Annotated in this window: 17 protein-coding genes; 6 read left to right on the top strand and 11 right to left on the bottom strand. The window is 60.2% G+C overall.

Going from position 1 to position 15119, the window contains the following annotated elements:
• Position 1: 1 nt before the first annotated feature.
• Positions 2-1186 carry an osmoprotectant NAGGN system M42 family peptidase gene (locus DNK50_RS22715; protein WP_099586347.1) on the top strand — a complete coding sequence of 395 codons (1185 nt, stop codon included), beginning with the start codon at positions 2-4 and terminating at the stop codon, positions 1184-1186.
• A 59-nt stretch (positions 1187-1245) separates the two neighbouring features.
• The gene (locus DNK50_RS22720) at positions 1246-1473 is read left to right on the top strand and encodes a YheU family protein (RefSeq protein ID WP_003192759.1); all 228 of its coding nucleotides are present in this window, start codon (positions 1246-1248) and stop codon (positions 1471-1473) included.
• Positions 1474-1478: 5 nt separating this feature from the next.
• Here DNK50_RS22720 and DNK50_RS22725 read toward each other — a convergent pair whose 3' ends face one another.
• Positions 1479-1676, bottom strand: a complete 198-nt coding sequence (locus DNK50_RS22725; RefSeq protein ID WP_099586348.1) for a carbon storage regulator — start codon at positions 1674-1676, stop codon at positions 1479-1481.
• A gap of 127 nt (positions 1677-1803) precedes the next feature.
• Positions 1804-2619, bottom strand: coding sequence for an SDR family oxidoreductase (locus tag DNK50_RS22730; protein WP_099586349.1), 816 nt, complete (start codon positions 2617-2619; stop codon positions 1804-1806).
• Positions 2620-2949: 330 nt separating this feature from the next.
• On the opposite strand from DNK50_RS22730, the gene DNK50_RS22735 reads away from it, so the two are divergent.
• Complete coding sequence (locus tag DNK50_RS22735) at positions 2950-3102, top strand: DUF3309 family protein (protein ID WP_015885095.1); 153 nt, start codon at positions 2950-2952, stop codon at positions 3100-3102.
• Between the two features lie 52 nt (positions 3103-3154).
• Here DNK50_RS22735 and DNK50_RS22740 read toward each other — a convergent pair whose 3' ends face one another.
• The 5 genes from DNK50_RS22740 to DNK50_RS22760 all read right to left on the bottom strand — a co-directional run bounded on the left by DNK50_RS22740 (position 3155) and on the right by DNK50_RS22760 (position 9023).
• Positions 3155-5242, bottom strand: coding sequence for an LTA synthase family protein (locus DNK50_RS22740; protein ID WP_112196333.1), 2088 nt, complete (start codon positions 5240-5242; stop codon positions 3155-3157).
• A gap of 512 nt (positions 5243-5754) precedes the next feature.
• Positions 5755-5946, bottom strand: coding sequence for a PLDc N-terminal domain-containing protein (locus tag DNK50_RS22745; RefSeq protein WP_003172956.1), 192 nt, complete (start codon positions 5944-5946; stop codon positions 5755-5757).
• Positions 5947-6013: 67 nt separating this feature from the next.
• A complete protein-coding gene (locus DNK50_RS22750) occupies positions 6014-6544 on the bottom strand; it encodes a hypothetical protein (RefSeq protein ID WP_112196334.1) in 531 nt (176 codons plus the stop codon).
• Between the two features lie 41 nt (positions 6545-6585).
• Entirely contained in the window at positions 6586-7101 is a 516-nt protein-coding gene (locus tag DNK50_RS22755) for an ankyrin repeat domain-containing protein (RefSeq protein WP_112196335.1), read from the bottom strand.
• A gap of 95 nt (positions 7102-7196) precedes the next feature.
• Positions 7197-9023 carry a long-chain-acyl-CoA synthetase gene (locus tag DNK50_RS22760; RefSeq protein WP_112196336.1) on the bottom strand — a complete coding sequence of 609 codons (1827 nt, stop codon included), beginning with the start codon at positions 9021-9023 and terminating at the stop codon, positions 7197-7199.
• Between the two features lie 395 nt (positions 9024-9418).
• On the opposite strand from DNK50_RS22760, the gene DNK50_RS22765 reads away from it, so the two are divergent.
• Entirely contained in the window at positions 9419-9697 is a 279-nt protein-coding gene (locus DNK50_RS22765) for a DUF3509 domain-containing protein (protein WP_010208870.1), read from the top strand.
• A gap of 60 nt (positions 9698-9757) precedes the next feature.
• Here the strand turns inward: DNK50_RS22765 and DNK50_RS22770 are convergent, their stop codons facing one another.
• The 4 genes from DNK50_RS22770 to aroC form a co-directional block, all read right to left on the bottom strand.
• On the bottom strand, positions 9758-10027 hold the full coding sequence (locus DNK50_RS22770) for a response regulator transcription factor (protein WP_099586354.1): 270 nt from the start codon (positions 10025-10027) through the stop codon (positions 9758-9760).
• A gap of 207 nt (positions 10028-10234) precedes the next feature.
• Positions 10235-10765 carry an acireductone dioxygenase gene (locus tag DNK50_RS22775; RefSeq protein WP_112196337.1) on the bottom strand — a complete coding sequence of 177 codons (531 nt, stop codon included), beginning with the start codon at positions 10763-10765 and terminating at the stop codon, positions 10235-10237.
• A complete protein-coding gene (locus DNK50_RS22780; protein WP_112196338.1) occupies positions 10762-11922 on the bottom strand; it encodes an MFS transporter in 1161 nt (386 codons plus the stop codon). Before DNK50_RS22780 ends, DNK50_RS22775 begins: the two co-directional genes overlap by 4 nt.
• A gap of 70 nt (positions 11923-11992) precedes the next feature.
• The gene (gene aroC / locus DNK50_RS22785) at positions 11993-13084 is read right to left on the bottom strand and encodes a chorismate synthase (protein WP_099586357.1); all 1092 of its coding nucleotides are present in this window, start codon (positions 13082-13084) and stop codon (positions 11993-11995) included.
• 143 nt (positions 13085-13227) lie between these two features.
• Here aroC and DNK50_RS22790 point away from each other — a divergent pair, with 143 nt between their 5' ends.
• Together DNK50_RS22790 and DNK50_RS22795 are read left to right on the top strand one after the other, a co-directional pair.
• Positions 13228-14190 carry an alpha/beta hydrolase gene (locus DNK50_RS22790; RefSeq protein ID WP_112196339.1) on the top strand — a complete coding sequence of 321 codons (963 nt, stop codon included), beginning with the start codon at positions 13228-13230 and terminating at the stop codon, positions 14188-14190.
• A 100-nt stretch (positions 14191-14290) separates the two neighbouring features.
• The gene (locus DNK50_RS22795; RefSeq protein WP_099586359.1) at positions 14291-15097 is read left to right on the top strand and encodes a hypothetical protein; all 807 of its coding nucleotides are present in this window, start codon (positions 14291-14293) and stop codon (positions 15095-15097) included.
• Positions 15098-15119 lie beyond the last annotated feature (22 nt).

A 15119-nucleotide genomic window follows, 5' to 3' on the forward strand; every position in this document is an offset into this window, starting at 1 on the left:
CATGAGCCGAACCATCCCCGAACCGGATCTCAACTACCTGCAAAAAGTGCTGCTGGAAATGCTCGCCATTCCCAGCCCCACCGGGTTTACCGACACCATCGTGCGCTATGTCGCCGAGCGCCTGGAAGAACTGGGCATCCCATTTGAAATGACCCGGCGCGGCACCATTCGCGCCACCCTCAAGGGGCAGAAGAACAGCCCCGACCGCGCTGTCTCTGCGCACCTGGACACCATCGGCGCCGCCGTGCGCGCGATCAAGGACAACGGCCGCCTGACCCTGGCGCCCGTGGGCTGCTGGTCCAGCCGCTTTGCCGAAGGCAGCCGCGTCAGCCTGTTCACCGATAACGGCGTGATTCGCGGCAGCGTATTACCGTTGATGGCGTCCGGGCATGCGTTCAACACCGCCGTGGACGAAATGCCGGTGAGCTGGGACCACGTAGAACTGCGCCTGGACGCCTACTGCGCGACTCGCGCCGATTGCGATTCCCTCGGCATCAGCGTGGGCGATTATGTAGCCTTTGACCCGCTGCCCGAGTTCACCGAGAGCGGGCATATCAGCGCCCGTCACCTGGACGACAAAGCCGGCGTCGCCGCCCTGCTCGCCGCGCTCAAAGCCATCGTCGACAGCGGCGAACCGTTGCTGATCGATTGCCACCCGCTGTTCACCATCACCGAGGAAACCGGCAGCGGTGCCGCCGCCGCCCTGCCGTGGGATGTGAGTGAGTTTGTCGGCATCGACATTGCGCCGGTCGCCCCCGGCCAGCACTCCAGCGAGCATGCGGTCAGCGTGGCAATGCAGGATTCCGGCGGGCCGTATGACTATCATCTGTCCCGCCACCTGCTGCGCCTGGCATCGGAAAACGACCTGCCGGTACGCCGCGATCTGTTTCGTTATTACTTCAGCGATGCGCACTCGGCAGTGACCGCTGGCCACGATATCCGCACGGCGCTGCTGGCGTTTGGTTGCGACGCTACCCACGGCTACGAGCGCACCCATATCGACAGCCTGGCCGCTCTGAGTCGCCTGTTGGGCGCGTACATCCTCAGCCCGCCGGTGTTCGCCAGTGATGCGCAACCGGCCCAGGGTTCACTGGATCGGTTCAGTCATCAGTTGGAGCATGAGACGCAGATGGAGAGCGACACCCGCGTGCCGTCGGTGGATAGTCTGGTGGGTCAGAAGTCCTGATACTGGCAACCAGCGTCCCGGCGCAGTAGCATCGCCGGGACTTAACCCCTGAGGCTTGTATGCTGATTCCCTACGATGCACTTGAAGTCGACACCCTGACACGCCTGATCGAAGACTTCGTCACCCGCGACGGCACCGACAATGGCGACGACACGCCCCTGGAAACCCGCGTACTGCGCGTGCGCCAGGCGCTGACCAAGGGCCAGGCGCTGATTGTGTTCGACCCGGAAAGCGAGCAATGCCAGTTGATGCTCAAGCACGATGTGCCCAAGCATCTGTTCGATTGAGGGGGTCAAGGGTTGGTAGCAGGTTGGGGTTGAGTGGCTTGGCGTTCGAGGATTTTGCGATGCACCTCGGCGCGGTGCACATTGATTCCCGCTGGCGCGACAATGCCGAATTTCACCTGGGTACCGTTCAGTTCGAGGACGTGCAAGGTGATGTGATCCCCGATGGAGATGATTTCGCCTACAGCGCGGCTTAAGACCAGCATGGCGGTTGTCCTTTTGGAGTGACAGGACCCCGACCATGCGCGATGACTGGAGTGGCTTCAATGGCTGGCAGCCAAATCAGGCAATACCTACAAACGCAGGTAAATTGCCTGACAGACCAACACTGAATCAGCCCTTCACTGCCTGCGCCTTGGCGCGCATCTTGTCGGCCATGGTGGTCATTTCGTTGTAGAGCAACTGCGGGTTTTTCTGCTTTAGCGCCCACGCCATGCGGCCCTGCTCGTGGGGCAGGATCATGAATTCCCCTTCAGCCACACGTTGATAGATGTAATCAGCGATATCCGCCGCCGAGATCGGCGAACTCTCCAGTAACTTGCCTACCTGGGCCTTCATCGCCGGCGTCGGCCCACGGAACGAGTCCAGCAGGTTGGTCTGGAAGAACGACGGGCACACCACATGCACGCCGACTTCCTGTTGCTTGAGCTCGACCAGCAGGCTTTCCGACAGCGCCACCACACCGGCCTTGGCCACGTTGTAGTTGCTCATGGCCGGCCCTTGCATCAGCGCCGCCATGGAAGCGATGTTGATGATGCGGCCCTTGCTCTTTTCCAGCAGTGGCAGGAACGCCTTGCAGCCCTTGACCACGCCCATCAGGTTGATCGCGATCTGCCAGTCCCAATCCTCCAGCGACAATTCTGCGAAGAAGCCGCCTGAGGCGACGCCGGCATTGTTGACGATCACATCAATGCCGCCCAGCTTCACCTCGCACGCCTGGGCGAACGCGGTGAGCTGGCTGTAGTCGCGCACGTCGCAACGCTGGATAAAGCCATCGCCCCCGGCCTCACGTACGAGTTTGAGGGTTTCCTGCAAGCCCGGCTCGCTGACATCCGACAAGGCCAACTGCCAACCCTCACGGGCCCAGCGCAGAGCGATTTCACGACCCAGACCGGACCCGGCGCCAGTGATCATCATGCGATTTTGCATAGGAAGTAGCCTTGTGGTTCACAGAAGAAGTGACCGGCAGTGTAGCGAAGGTTTTTCCCCCACCCACGCACCATTAGACTGCTGAATGCCCCAGGCAAACCGTGGGCCCGGTCGGATGCCTGCCTATAGCCTAAGTTCAATCTTTTTCAACTAGGACGGGGTAGTCGCGAGCGTATTAAAAGAAATAAGCACGTTTGCAAAATGCTTTAAAAAAACACGGAATTTTCTGCGACGCGCAGCAGTCGGAGTTGTTAAGGCGCCCGTAATTAAACCTGCGGTCCTAATGTTTAATCATCAGTCCTTGCACAAGGCCTATAAGGAAATAAAACCATGAGCCTCATTCTAATTATCATCCTGATCCTGCTGCTGGTCGGTGGTCTGCCAGTGTTCCCGCATTCGCGCAACTGGGGCTATGGCCCGTCGGGTATCCTGGGTGTCGTGCTGGTTGTCCTGCTGGTCTTGTTGTTGCTCGGCCGGATATAAAAACCGCATAAAAAAAGAGGCCTGAAAAGGCCTCTTTTTTATTGCCGGTTAGTTAGTCCGGCTTGCCGTCAATTACGCCGGCGGTGTTATCCAACAGGCTTTTGGTGGCCGTCTGCAGGAACGATTCAAGTTTCTGCTTCAGCGCGGCCTCGTCCGGCGATTCAGCAATCACCTTACCGGTCGGGTTGGCGCCCAGTTCGTATTGCCACAATTTCGGTGGCATCTCCTTGGGCAGCACGAGGATGCGGTCTGCGGTAACCAAGGCCACGGTCTGGTCGCTGCCCGAAGGCTTGATCACGCCGAAGCCTTTATCGCCTTCCGGCAGGTTCAGCAAGTCACGGCCCCAGCACTGGTGCAGGGTGTCGCCACCGAGGCGGCCCATGATGGTCGGCACAATGTCGATCTGAGTGCCCACGGTGTGGTCAAGCTCGCCGAACTTCTCCTGCATGCCCGGTGCGATCATCAGCATCGGCACGTTGAAGCGACCCAGGTCCATCTCGGTGATCTGCTGTTCGTTGCCAAAGCCGTGGTCGCCCACGATCACAAACAGAGTTTCCTTGAAGTACGGCTCCTTGCGGGCCTTTTCAAAGAACTGGCCCAGGGCCCAGTCGGAGTAGCGCATGGCCGTCAAATGCTCGTTGAGGCTGCCACGGTCAGTGACTTTCTCAACCGGCAATGGGGTTGGCAACGCGTACGGCGTGTGGTTGGACAGGGTTTGCAGCAGTGCGTAGAACGGCTTGCCACCTTCGCGGGCTTTCAACTCCTGCAGACCACGGTTGAACATGTCCTGGTCGGACACGCCCCACGTCGGGTCGGAGAACACCGGGTCGACGAAGTCGTTACGGCCGATGAAGTTGGTCATGCCCTGGTTGCTGAAGAAGCCCGACTGGTTGTCCCAGGCGAAGTCGCCGTTGTAGACATACACGTCGTTGAAATCACGCGCGCTGAGCAACTGCGGCAGGCCAGACAGCTTGTGGCTGCCTTCGGGAGTCTGCATCAGGTATTCAAAACCCGGCAGGTTCGGGAAGCAGGCCATGGTGGCGAACATACCCTGGTGGGTATGGGTGCCGTTGGAGAAGAAGCGGTCGAACAGCAGGCCTTCCTTGGACAGTTTGTCGAAGGATGGCGTGATGTTGCCCGGACGACCCAATGCACCCACCGAGTGACCGGCGAAGCTTTCCATCAGGATGACCACGACGTTCTTGATCGGCAGGGTCTTCTCGGCCGGTGGCATGTAGTCACGGCGCACGGCGGCGGTGTCGGTATCCACCAGTTTCTCTTGGGGCAGTACCAGCATGTCGCGCACGGTCTGAGTCGCCAGCGGCTGATCCAGGGTGGCCTTCCAGATATTGGCACGGTCTTCACCGAACCGGGCCTTGGCCGCCGCGATCAGCGACAAGGTGCCATTGAGGCCCAACTGGTTGGCGAAGTTCGAGTCGGTGGTGTACACGTCCCCCCAACGCAGCGGCGGGCCCTGGCGCAGGGTGCCACGAGCGGCAACCACGGCGATCAGCAGGCAGACCACGAACACCGCGATGCGGTTGTACCACGGCGCCACCTGGCGCGTGCCAATGCTGCCACCGCTGAACGGGCCGCGTGGGCGCGTGGCGCGGTCGGCGCCTTTGAACGCGATGCTCAGGATCAGCGTACCCACGGCCCAGGCCAGCAGGTAGCGCACCACCGGGAAACCGTACCAGAGCATGCTCATCACGGTTTTCGGGTCTTCCTTCACGTACTGGAAGACCAGGCCGTTGAGGCGCTGGTGGAACTCGCGGTAGAAGTCCATCTCCATCAAGCCCAGGAACAGGGCGATGCTGGACGCGATGGTCAACCAGAAACGGAAGAAGCCCCGCGCTGCCATGGCCCGTACGCTGAACAGTGCCAGCAGCAGCGGGATCAGCAGGTACACCACCAGGCGCAGGTCAAGACGCAGACCGTTGGCGAACGCTTCCAGGAAAGTCGAAGCCGGTGTGTCGAGGATCATCTCGCGGTTGTAGACCAGCAGCGCCAGGCGCAGCAGGGAGAACATCACCATCATGACCAGTGCGCAGAGCAGCGTGTACGCCAGATGGGATTTGACGGTCGGTTGCAGCAGGCGATTAGAAGCTCGCTGCTGACTCAGGGCGTCCGGGTTTGCCATGTCGTTTCAGGACCCATTGGAAGTTTAAGTGACGAAATATCGCAGTGGCGCGAATGGTGCCCGATCAGTCACAGCAAGGCTATTAATTACTGAACGTGCGCCGCTGCAGCGCCTTTAATGGCAGGCAGAAAAAGCCGGGGAATTGTCTTGGATGAGTTGTGAAAATTGTGTGCAGCGAATATTTCGATACACAAATCTAGAGGGCACCCTGAAACCAAATGTGGGAAGGGGCTTGCCCCCGATAGCGGTGTGTCAGTGCCAGATGAGTGGCTGATACACCGCTATCGGGGCATAGGTATCTACACAACTGCTTGAGACTGACGCGACAACTACATTGACACACACCGCTTTACAAAAGTGACACGCCGTAAGGGCGTAACCCTAAGTAGCCGTTACCGCAGAAACGGATATGTACTCGGTCAGATCCAACATCCTGGTCGGCTGTCAGGCCGTCATCGGGGGCAAGCCCCCTCCCACACTGGGTAGTGCCTACTCCGGGTAGAGTGAGGCGATCAGATCCGCACGTTGCCCCGTGGCCCGGCAATCGCCCAGATAATCAGGCCCAGTACCGGCAGCAGCAGGATCAACAGGATCCACAACACCTTGGCGCCCGTGCTTGCGCCGCTTTTGAACACGTTGATGATCGCCCAGATATCCAGCGCGAGGATGATCAACCCAATCAAGCCATTAAAAGTGGAACCCATGGTGTCGCTCCTAAGTGAGGGCATGCCCTTGTAGGATAGTCAGCCCTGGCCGGGGTTCCGTTTTATTTCAGACGTGGATTGCCACCTTCAGCGCTTCCAGGGATGGCTCGGCCTTGATGCCGACTTCGCCACACAGCTCCAGCACCCGTGGCAGGTCGTTGCCGAACACCAATACAGCCTGGATCTCATCATCCAGCGGCTGGCTGAAATCAAGCAGCACATAGCCGCCATCTTCCGGGCTCAGGGCACTCATCTGGATCTGAATGCGGTTCAGGGCAGTGAGGCTTTCGGTCTTGGCCAATTGCTTGGGCTTGAGGTTGAACGCAACGCCCGGGCCGAACGAGGCGACGATCTGCGCAAACAGCTCACCGTACGTGTCGGCCTGAAACAGCACGGTCTCCGGCAGGCTGCCCACCACCACCCACTCCCCCAACGGAATCGGGAAGCTGTCGTCGTAGTTGATGTCCGAGTTGGCGGCCAGAAATGCAGCAGGATCCGCGTAGGCTTGGGCAGCCTCATCGGCGATCGTCGCGACCTCGTCGTCGCCCATGACCCCGGCGCTGATTTTGCTGATGAGTTCGACGAGGCTGGTTTTCATGGGGCGATCCTGTAGCGGGCTGGTTTTTGAGGGCGCAAAGCCTACACCAGTTTCTGCAACTGCGCCGCCGTATCCACTGCGCCCATGGTCTGGGCGGCTGCCAACGCGGTTGCGCCTTGGGCATCCGTGGCCTTGGGGTTGGCGCCCTGGCCCAGCAGGTAGTCAACCATGTCGACGCGGTTGAACATGGCCGCCATCATCAGCGCGGTGCGGCCATCAGAGGACGCGGCGTCTACCGGCGTACCGCCTTCGATCAGCGCCTTGACCACCGGCAGGTTGCCTTTGAAGGCGGCACCGGCAATCGGCAGTTGGTTCTTGTCATTGGCGATCAGCGGGTCGGCCTTGAACTCCAGCAGGACTTTTACCGCCTCGGCGTGGCCGTGGTAGGCCGAGAGCATCAGCAGGGTGTCGCCATTGTGATTGCGGAAATTGGCCGGCAAGCCTTTGGCCAGCAGCGCGGCAAGCATGGCCGCGTCACCGCGGCGGGCAACGTCGAAGACTTGCTCGGCAAATTCAGCGGCTTCATCTTCGGTCATTTGTTTCGGCTGGTCGGACATGTGGGGCTCCTTATCTGGTGCTTATAGGGCGCCAAGTGTCGCGAGGGAGTTCCCACCTGTCATGGTTTTTTTGTCAAAAGCCCCGATAGGCACAATCAATAGCGGAATTGACCGCCCTGGATCTGCGCCAGCAATTGCCCGGTGACCGGCACGTAGCAGTCCGAACCCGGCAGCCAGGCATACACCGGGTCATTGCCCGACTTGCCCGGATCAAAGGCCTCCTCCTTGAGCTTGACCTTCTGGTATTTGAAGGTGCCGGTGGTTTCCATCTTGACCTTGATCCGCAGGAACAGCGGCACCGCATAGGCCGGCAATTGGCCGTGGGCGAACTGCAGCAGTTCGCGCATATCCAGCGCGGCCAGGGATTCGCTCGGGGTGATGGCGACCATGCCCGCACGGCCGTTGGTGTTTTCGATCTCGACGCCATAAGCCACCACTTCGGCGATCTGCGGGTGTTGCAGCAGGACGTTCTCGACCTCGGTGGTGGAGACGTTTTCACCTTTCCAGCGGTAGGTGTCCCCCAGGCGATCGACAAATTGCGCATGGCCGAAGCCAATGCTGCGCAACAAGTCGCCGGTATTGAAGTAGCGGTCGCCCTTTTCAAACACGTCGGTGAGCACGACCTTGCGGTTCTTTTCCGGGTCGGTGTAGCCGTCGAAGGGGGATTTTTCATCGATTCGTGCCAACAACAGGCCCTGCCCGCCCGTGGGCACTTTATGCATGAAGCCATCGCTGCCACGCAGCGGCTCGCCGCCTTCGTGGTCGTAGTCGACGAGGGCCCAATGCTGCAGGCAAAAGCCAATGGTGTTGTCGAAATTCAAGACGTTGGTAAAGCCGATATTGCCGTCGCTGGCCGCGTACAACTCGCAGATATGCTCGACGCCGTAGCGCGTCTTGAACTGCGCCCACACGCCAGGGCGCAGGCCGTTGCCGACCATCTTGGTGACGCGATTGTCACGGTCGTTCTCGCCGGGCGGCTGGTCAAGCAGGTAACGGCACAACTCGCCGACGTAACCGAGGGTGGTTGCCTTGAACTTACGCGCGTCATCCCAGAACTGGCTGGCGCTGAACTTGCGGCGGATGGCAAAGCCCGACGCGCCGACAATCGCAGAGCCCCAGCACACACATAATCCGGTGGCGTGGTACAGCGGCAAGGTGCAATAGAGGACGTCATCCGGGCCCATGTCCAAGGCGATGCCGCCGAAGCTGACGGCAGTCTTGGTCCAGCGACCATGTTTCATGATCCCGGCCTTGGGCAGGCCGGTGGTGCCTGACGTGTAGATATAAAAGCACGGGTCATTGAAGAAGATCTGCGCGGTGCTGGCCGGGTTCTGCACCGAGCACCCGGCACTGGCCGCCATCAGGTCGATATAACCGTCCGGCACCTCGCTGGACGGCTGGTCGGCGACGAGCCAGGTTCGATCAGCCGTGATCGCGACCTGATCACGCACGTCTTGATAGGACGCCACCAGTTCCGCACCGACAATAATGGCTACCGGGCTCACCAGGTTCAGGCTGTGCACCAGGGCCGCTTGGGTTTGCGCAGTATTGAGCATCGCGCAGACGCCCCCCAGCTTGGCCACGGCCAGCACGTTCAAGAGTAATTCGGGGCGATTTTCGACAAACAACGCCACTACGTCGCCTTTGCCAATGCCCTGGGCATGCAGATGATGGGCGATACGATTGGCACGCTGGTTGGCTTCGGTATAGCTGAGCGCCCGGTCGCCGTACAGCAACGCATTGCCATCGGGATTGCGCAGGGTAGCTTGCTCAAAGTGCCACCCCAACCCGCAAGGCTGCGCGGGGTCGGTGACATTGGCGGCACGCATGCCACGCACGACGCGTGGCAGGGCACGAACAATGGAGGGCACCTTACGCAGCAACTTGCCCCAGGTGATCATGTCGTTCTGCGGGTGGCTCATGGCGGAACATCCTTTTTCTTATTGTTCGTATGATCCCAACGCATCCATACCTCGGTAAGAGGGAGGCCGAATGCATTGCAGGAAAATACGTCAGCCCTTCTTCGACTGTACACGCGGGATTTGAAAAGTTTTGTATCCCGACCGACGACAGCGGAATAACGGAATTTAGCGGCGCAAAGGCAGTCTTCATAAATAACGGGGCGCCGATTCGAGCGTCCCGAGTAGCGCAAAATGCAGGATGCATGATGGCCATTCATGCAAATTGCACGAAACCGAAAATTTTATATTTTTATAACCTACTGATTTATAACGATATTTTAATAAATCAGAAGCTGGCACAATCACTGCACCTATCACTCCATGCTTGCCAACTTGAGCCAACGGAGCTGATAGACATGAGCCTGATCCAAGATAAATTCGCTTCAGTATTCTCCAACTACGACGTGACCACCCAGCCACGTCCCGACGGCGGTATCCTGTTGACCCTGCGCAACAGTGAAGGCAAACAGGTCAAGCGCTCGATTTCCTACCAGCAGTTGCACACTGCCGATCAACTCACCTGGGTGATCAGCGCCATCCGCCGCGACCTGGCCGAACAAGCCAGTGACCTGCCACAGATTTCGATGCTGCAAAGCCAGAACCGCTTTGCACTGCCGACCTACCATTCGGCTTAAGCACTGCACTATAAAAAGGGCCGCGACGCCGTTGAGCGTCGCGGCCCTTTTTCGTTGAAGTCAGCACAGGCCTTGGCGAGTCGCCTCGTTCATCGCCTGCACACGGTTGTTGACTTCCAATTTGCCGTAGATGTTGCGCAAGTGAAATTTGACCGTGGCTTCGGAAGTGGCACGAATCTGACTGATTTCCCAGACGGTCTTGCCCTCCGAGGCCCAGCGCAAGATCTCCAGTTCCGCAGGGGTCAGCGGCTTGCCGGACAAACTCAGGCGTCTCCTGACGGCATTGGGCACGAAATACGACGACTGAGACGGCTCCTCTGGGCCATTCATTACATCTCTCCTATTTATTGGCTGATGCCCAATCACCTCTCGGATTCCTCCTATTGACAGGCGATACAGCTGGTGCCGCAAAGAGTTACATAACGAACGGTTACAGTGCGCATGGGTCGCGATAAACAGCCAAACCCTACAAGCAACTAAGCTTCTTCCCACAACAACTTCCAACTTGCCGGGGTTGAAGATTCCAGTTGCCTGGTTTCAATCGTCCAAACCAGGGAAACGGCTGGCAATATCGTCGCCGGTGAATGCCGGCACCGCCCCTTGCGCGCAGTTAAACAAGTGCAGTGTGACCAAGTGGGGGTTCTCGCCCATATCAAACCAGTGCGCCATGCCGGCCGGGATCACCAGCAGGTCGTTTTTCTCACAGCGCACGGCGTAGACGTAGTCGCCGATGTGCAGGGTGAACAGGCCTTGGCCGGCGATGAAAAAACGTACTTCATCTTCGCTGTAACGGCGCTCATGGAGGAACCCGGCACGCAATTCGTCCTTCTGCGGATGGTCGCTCGTGACACTGAACACCGCCACCGCACCGTAGCTCAGCGCATCGATCTGCAGCTTATAGGCCGCAATCAGTTGCGCCTCGCTGGCGCCCTTCTCGATCAGGGCGGGCTGCCAGCGCTCGAACCGCACGCCGTGCTCGGCCAGCGTCGCGGCGATGTCGTCGGTGTGGGTCAGGACCTTGTTCGGGGTGTCCGGCGTAGCAACGTGGTAGACAGCGACATAACTCATTGAAGGGTTCCTTGGTTCTGCTCGTGCAATCGAAGGCCAATGATAACGGCCGCAGCCAGGGCGGCGACGCTGGCAATACTAAAGGTGAAGGTCGGCCCCAGCAGGTTCCAGCTATAGCCGGAGTACAGCGCGCCCAGCGCACCGCCGGTGCCCGCCAAAGCGGCGTACAACGCCTGGCCCTGGCCTTGTTGCTTGTCGCCAAAACTGCGTTGCACAAAGGCAATCGCCGCCGCGTGGAAGCTGCCGAAGGTGGCGGCGTGCATCACCTGTGCCAGCAGCAGTACCCAGAGGAATTCGGCAAACGAGCCCAACAGCAACCAGCGCAGCGCCGCCAACAGGAAACTGGCGAGCAGCACGCGGCGTACCGAGAAGCGCGTGAGGATGCGGCTCATGGCCAGGAACATCAGCACTTCTGCCACCACCCCGAGGGCCCACAGCATGCCGATCACGCCACGGCTGTAACCCAAGTGCTCCAGATGCAAGGTGAGAAAGGTGTAATACGGCCCATGGCTCATCTGCATCAACGCGACGCACGCGTAAAACGCCAGTACGCCGGGGCTGCGCAACTGCTTGAGGAAACCATCACCGGCCAGGCGATTGCCCTGGGTGGCAGGCAGCGCATTCGGCACCCACAGGCTGGCGCCGATGATCCCGGCCATGATCACCACGACCACCACCGGGTAGATATCCAGGCTCAGCCAGTCGAATAGCCGGCCCATGATCACCACGGTGAGGATAAACCCGATGGAGCCCCACAACCGAACCTGGCTATAGCGCGACGTCTGTTTTTGCAGGTGCGCCAGGGTGATCACTTCAAACTGTGGCAGCACCGCGTGCCAGAAAAACGCGTGCAGGGCCATCACCAGAGCCAGCCAGGCGTAAGTCTTGCTGACGAAAATCAGCGAAAAGCTGATCAGGGTGCACACTGCGCCAAAGCGCACGATGGCCAGGCGGCGACCGGTATAGTCGCCCAGCCAGCCCCACAGGTTGGGGGCCACGCAGCGCATCAGCATGGGGATGGCCACCAGCTCGCCGATGCGCGCGCTGGAGAAGCCCAAGTGATCGAAGTACAACGCCAGGAAAGGTGCCGTCGCCCCCAGCAGGGCGAAGTAGAACAGGTAGAAGCTGGAGAGGCGCCAGTATGGAAGAGGAGTCATGCAGGGGGCTGCTTCGCAGCCCGGCGCGAGCAAGCTCGCTCACCACAACAAGCTCGCCCGCCACACATCGTCACAGTTGGCCCAGTACCGGGGTGTCCACCTGTACATCAGCATTTTGCCCGCGGTTGCGCAGCAAGTGGTCCATCAACACGATGGCCATCATTGCCTCGGCAATTGGCGTGGCACGGATGCCGACGCACGGATCGTGGCGGCCCTTGGTAATCACGTCCACCGAGTTGCCGTTGACGTCAATCGAGCGGCCTGGGGTAGTGATGCTCGACGTGGCCTTGAGCGCCAGATGCGCAACGATGGGCTGCCCGGAGGAAATGCCGCCAAGGATGCCGCCGGCGTTATTGCTGAGGAAGCCTTGTGGGGTCATCTCGTCACGGTGCTCGGTGCCGCGCTGGGATACGCACGCGAAGCCTGCGCCGATTTCCACGCCTTTGACGGCGTTGATGCTCATCAGCGCATGAGCCAGTTCGGCGTCCAGGCGGTCGAAGATCGGCTCGCCCAGGCCCGGCTTGACGCCCTCGGCGACCACGGTAATCTTGGCTCCGACGGAATCCTGGTCACGGCGCAACTGATCCATGTAGGCCTCCAGCTCAGGCACTTTGTCCGGGTCAGGACTGAAGAAAGCGTTGTCATCCACGCTGTCCCAGGTCTTGAACGGGATTTCAATCGGGCCCAACTGGCTCATGTAGCCACGGACCACGATGCCCTGGGTGGCCAGGTACTTCTTGGCGATGGCACCGGCGGCCACGCGCATGGCGGTTTCGCGCGCCGAACTGCGGCCACCGCCACGGTAGTCGCGCTCGCCGTATTTATGGTGATAGGTGTAGTCGGCGTGGGCCGGGCGGAACAGGTCCTTGATCGCCGAGTAGTCCTTGGACTTCTGGTCGGTGTTGCGGATCAGCAGGCCGATGGCGCAACCGGTGGTGCGACCTTCGAAGACACCGGAGAGGATCTCGACTTCGTCGGGTTCCTGGCGTTGGGTGGTGTGGCGGCTGGTGCCAGGCTTGCGGCGGTCGAGGTCGCGCTGCAGGTCCTCCAGGGACAGTTCCAGGCCGGGCGGGCAGCCGTCGACAATGGCGACCAACGCCGGGCCATGGCTTTCGCCCGCGGTGGTGACAGTGAACAGCTTGCCGAAGGTATTGCCAGACATGCAGGGCGCTCCGTGAAATCAGTTGAACCAAGTCAACCGTAATAACTTAAGGCGGCCAGTATACGCAGGCTAACCGACTAGTTCATCCTCGAAACCTTACCGGTCGACACGGGTCCAACCGGCACTCCCCGGATAATGGCACGATAATGCTGCGAGCTTTGCTGTTCACCCTCACCCTGTTCACCGCCCTGGCTCATGCCGCGTCCCCCGTCGTACTGCAACGGCCCATCAGCCTGGACACCGGCAGCAGCGAACTGTTTGGTTCGCTGCTGCTGCCCCAGTCCGACAAACCTGTGCCCGTGGTGCTGATCATCGCGGGCTCCGGCCCCACCGACCGCAACGGCAACAGTGCCGACGGCGCGCGCAACGACAGCCTCAAGCGCCTGGCGTGGGTGCTGGCCCGGCACAACATCGCCAGCGTGCGCTACGACAAGCGCGGTGTGGCCGCGAGCCTCGCCGCTACACCGGACGAACGCAACCTGACCCTGGACGCCTATGTGGCCGACGCGGTGGCATGGGGCAACATGCTCAAGGCCGACAAACGCCTGGGCCCGCTGATTGTGCTGGGCCACAGCGAAGGTGCGCTGGTCGCCGCCCTCGCCGCCCCGCAACTCGACCCGGCGGGCGTGATTTCCCTGTCCGGCAGCGCCCGCCCGGTGGACCAGGTGATCCGCCAGCAACTGGCCGATCACCTGCCCCCTGCCCTGCTGCTGCGCAGCAATGAAATCCTCGATCACCTCAAGGCCGGCCAAGTGGATGCCGATGTACCTGGCCCGCTGGAGGCTATTTTCCGACCCAGTGTGCAGCCTTATCTGATCAGTCTGTTTCGCGCTGATCCGTCGGCAGCCTTTGCCAAACTGCGCATGCCCGCCTTGATCGTCCAGGGCACCAACGATATTCAGGTCGGTGTCGGCGACGCCCAGCAACTGAAGAGGGCCAAGCCCGATGCCGAGTTGACCGTGATCGAAGGCATGAACCACGTCATGCGCATCGTGCCCAACAACGTGAAGCAGCAACTGGCCTCCTACAATGACCCGCAATTACCCCTCGCCGCGGAGCTGGGCAACCGCGTGGTGCGCTTTATCGACGGACTTCAACCCCGTTAAGCGACAATTTGCCTCCAGTCCTGGGAAAACCGGCCGATAAGCCCAGTGTCGACAGCAAAAAAGACTGTCGGCTCGCTGGGCATGGACAGGATCGCGCCGCATGACAACCACTGAAGAAACACCCGAACAGACCGCCGACACCCCGGCTGAAAATACCGAGGCCGTCGACGCGGCGTCGTTGCCGTGGGCGGATGTCCAGGCCGAACACTTCAAGATGCTGCGCCTGGCGCCCCTGGCCATAGATCGCGCCACCGGCGTGCGGCCGTTGCGGTTTGTGCAGTTCGGCTATGCCGAGCGCAATGACAAACACCACAGTCTGTTGCGCATGGTCATTCAATTGCCCGGCCAGCGTGTACGGCGCGAGCAAAACCATTTGGATATCTGGGTCGACCACGACACCCATCGCGTGCATTTCGGTCCGGGCAACAGCCTGGAAATCGAGCCGGCCAACCGGGGCATCGGCCGTTTCCTGGTGGCTCAAGGCGCGGCCTGGGCGAAAAAGAAGTGGTCACACTACCGCGTTGACGGCGTCGACCTGGCCAACAAGGACGCGCTCAACGAAGCCACGCGCCTGCGCCGCGATCACTTCCTGCGCGTGCAGGGCTTTGATGTGGCCTACGCCGACGTGCAGCACCTCAAAGGCAACGTACAGCCGGGCAAGGTCAGCGATGTGCTGGACAGTTGGAACACTGAGAAGGTGCAGTTCGTCGAGATCCTCGAAGCCGCACAGATGCTGCAACAGGCCGATCAGAACCTGTTGGAGCAGGAAGTGAAGCTGCGCAAGGAAGAGGAAAAGGTCACCAAATTCAAGCGGGAGGACAGCGGCTTGCGCTTTACCATCACGTGTCTGGTGGCGTTTACCGTGTTTCAGGCGGGGTTGTTGATCTGGATTGCCACGCACCGCTGATGGGTTGTAATGCAATAAAAAT

The sequence above is a fragment of the Pseudomonas sp. LG1E9 genome, assembly GCF_003290225.1.
GTDB lineage: Bacteria > Pseudomonadota > Gammaproteobacteria > Pseudomonadales > Pseudomonadaceae > Aquipseudomonas > Aquipseudomonas cyclaminis.

Excerpts from the sequence above, each read along its gene's own strand:
- DNK50_RS22715 (WP_099586347.1), top strand. The coding sequence starts at position 2 with ATGAGCCGAACCATCCCCGAACCGGATCTCAACTACCTGCAAAAAGTG.
- DNK50_RS22720 (WP_003192759.1), top strand. The coding sequence starts at position 1,246 with ATGCTGATTCCCTACGATGCACTTGAAGTCGACACCCTGACACGCCTG.
- DNK50_RS22725 (WP_099586348.1), bottom strand. The coding sequence starts at position 1,676 with ATGCTGGTCTTAAGCCGCGCTGTAGGCGAAATCATCTCCATCGGGGAT.
- DNK50_RS22730 (WP_099586349.1), bottom strand. The coding sequence starts at position 2,619 with ATGCAAAATCGCATGATGATCACTGGCGCCGGGTCCGGTCTGGGTCGT.
- DNK50_RS22735 (WP_015885095.1), top strand. The coding sequence starts at position 2,950 with ATGAGCCTCATTCTAATTATCATCCTGATCCTGCTGCTGGTCGGTGGT.
- DNK50_RS22740 (WP_112196333.1), bottom strand. The coding sequence starts at position 5,242 with ATGGCAAACCCGGACGCCCTGAGTCAGCAGCGAGCTTCTAATCGCCTG.
- DNK50_RS22745 (WP_003172956.1), bottom strand. The coding sequence starts at position 5,946 with ATGGGTTCCACTTTTAATGGCTTGATTGGGTTGATCATCCTCGCGCTG.
- DNK50_RS22750 (WP_112196334.1), bottom strand. The coding sequence starts at position 6,544 with ATGAAAACCAGCCTCGTCGAACTCATCAGCAAAATCAGCGCCGGGGTC.
- DNK50_RS22755 (WP_112196335.1), bottom strand. The coding sequence starts at position 7,101 with ATGTCCGACCAGCCGAAACAAATGACCGAAGATGAAGCCGCTGAATTT.
- DNK50_RS22760 (WP_112196336.1), bottom strand. The coding sequence starts at position 9,023 with ATGAGCCACCCGCAGAACGACATGATCACCTGGGGCAAGTTGCTGCGT.
- DNK50_RS22765 (WP_010208870.1), top strand. The coding sequence starts at position 9,419 with ATGAGCCTGATCCAAGATAAATTCGCTTCAGTATTCTCCAACTACGAC.
- DNK50_RS22770 (WP_099586354.1), bottom strand. The coding sequence starts at position 10,027 with ATGAATGGCCCAGAGGAGCCGTCTCAGTCGTCGTATTTCGTGCCCAAT.
- DNK50_RS22775 (WP_112196337.1), bottom strand. The coding sequence starts at position 10,765 with ATGAGTTATGTCGCTGTCTACCACGTTGCTACGCCGGACACCCCGAAC.
- DNK50_RS22780 (WP_112196338.1), bottom strand. The coding sequence starts at position 11,922 with ATGACTCCTCTTCCATACTGGCGCCTCTCCAGCTTCTACCTGTTCTAC.
- aroC (WP_099586357.1), bottom strand. The coding sequence starts at position 13,084 with ATGTCTGGCAATACCTTCGGCAAGCTGTTCACTGTCACCACCGCGGGC.
- DNK50_RS22795 (WP_099586359.1), top strand. The coding sequence starts at position 14,291 with ATGACAACCACTGAAGAAACACCCGAACAGACCGCCGACACCCCGGCT.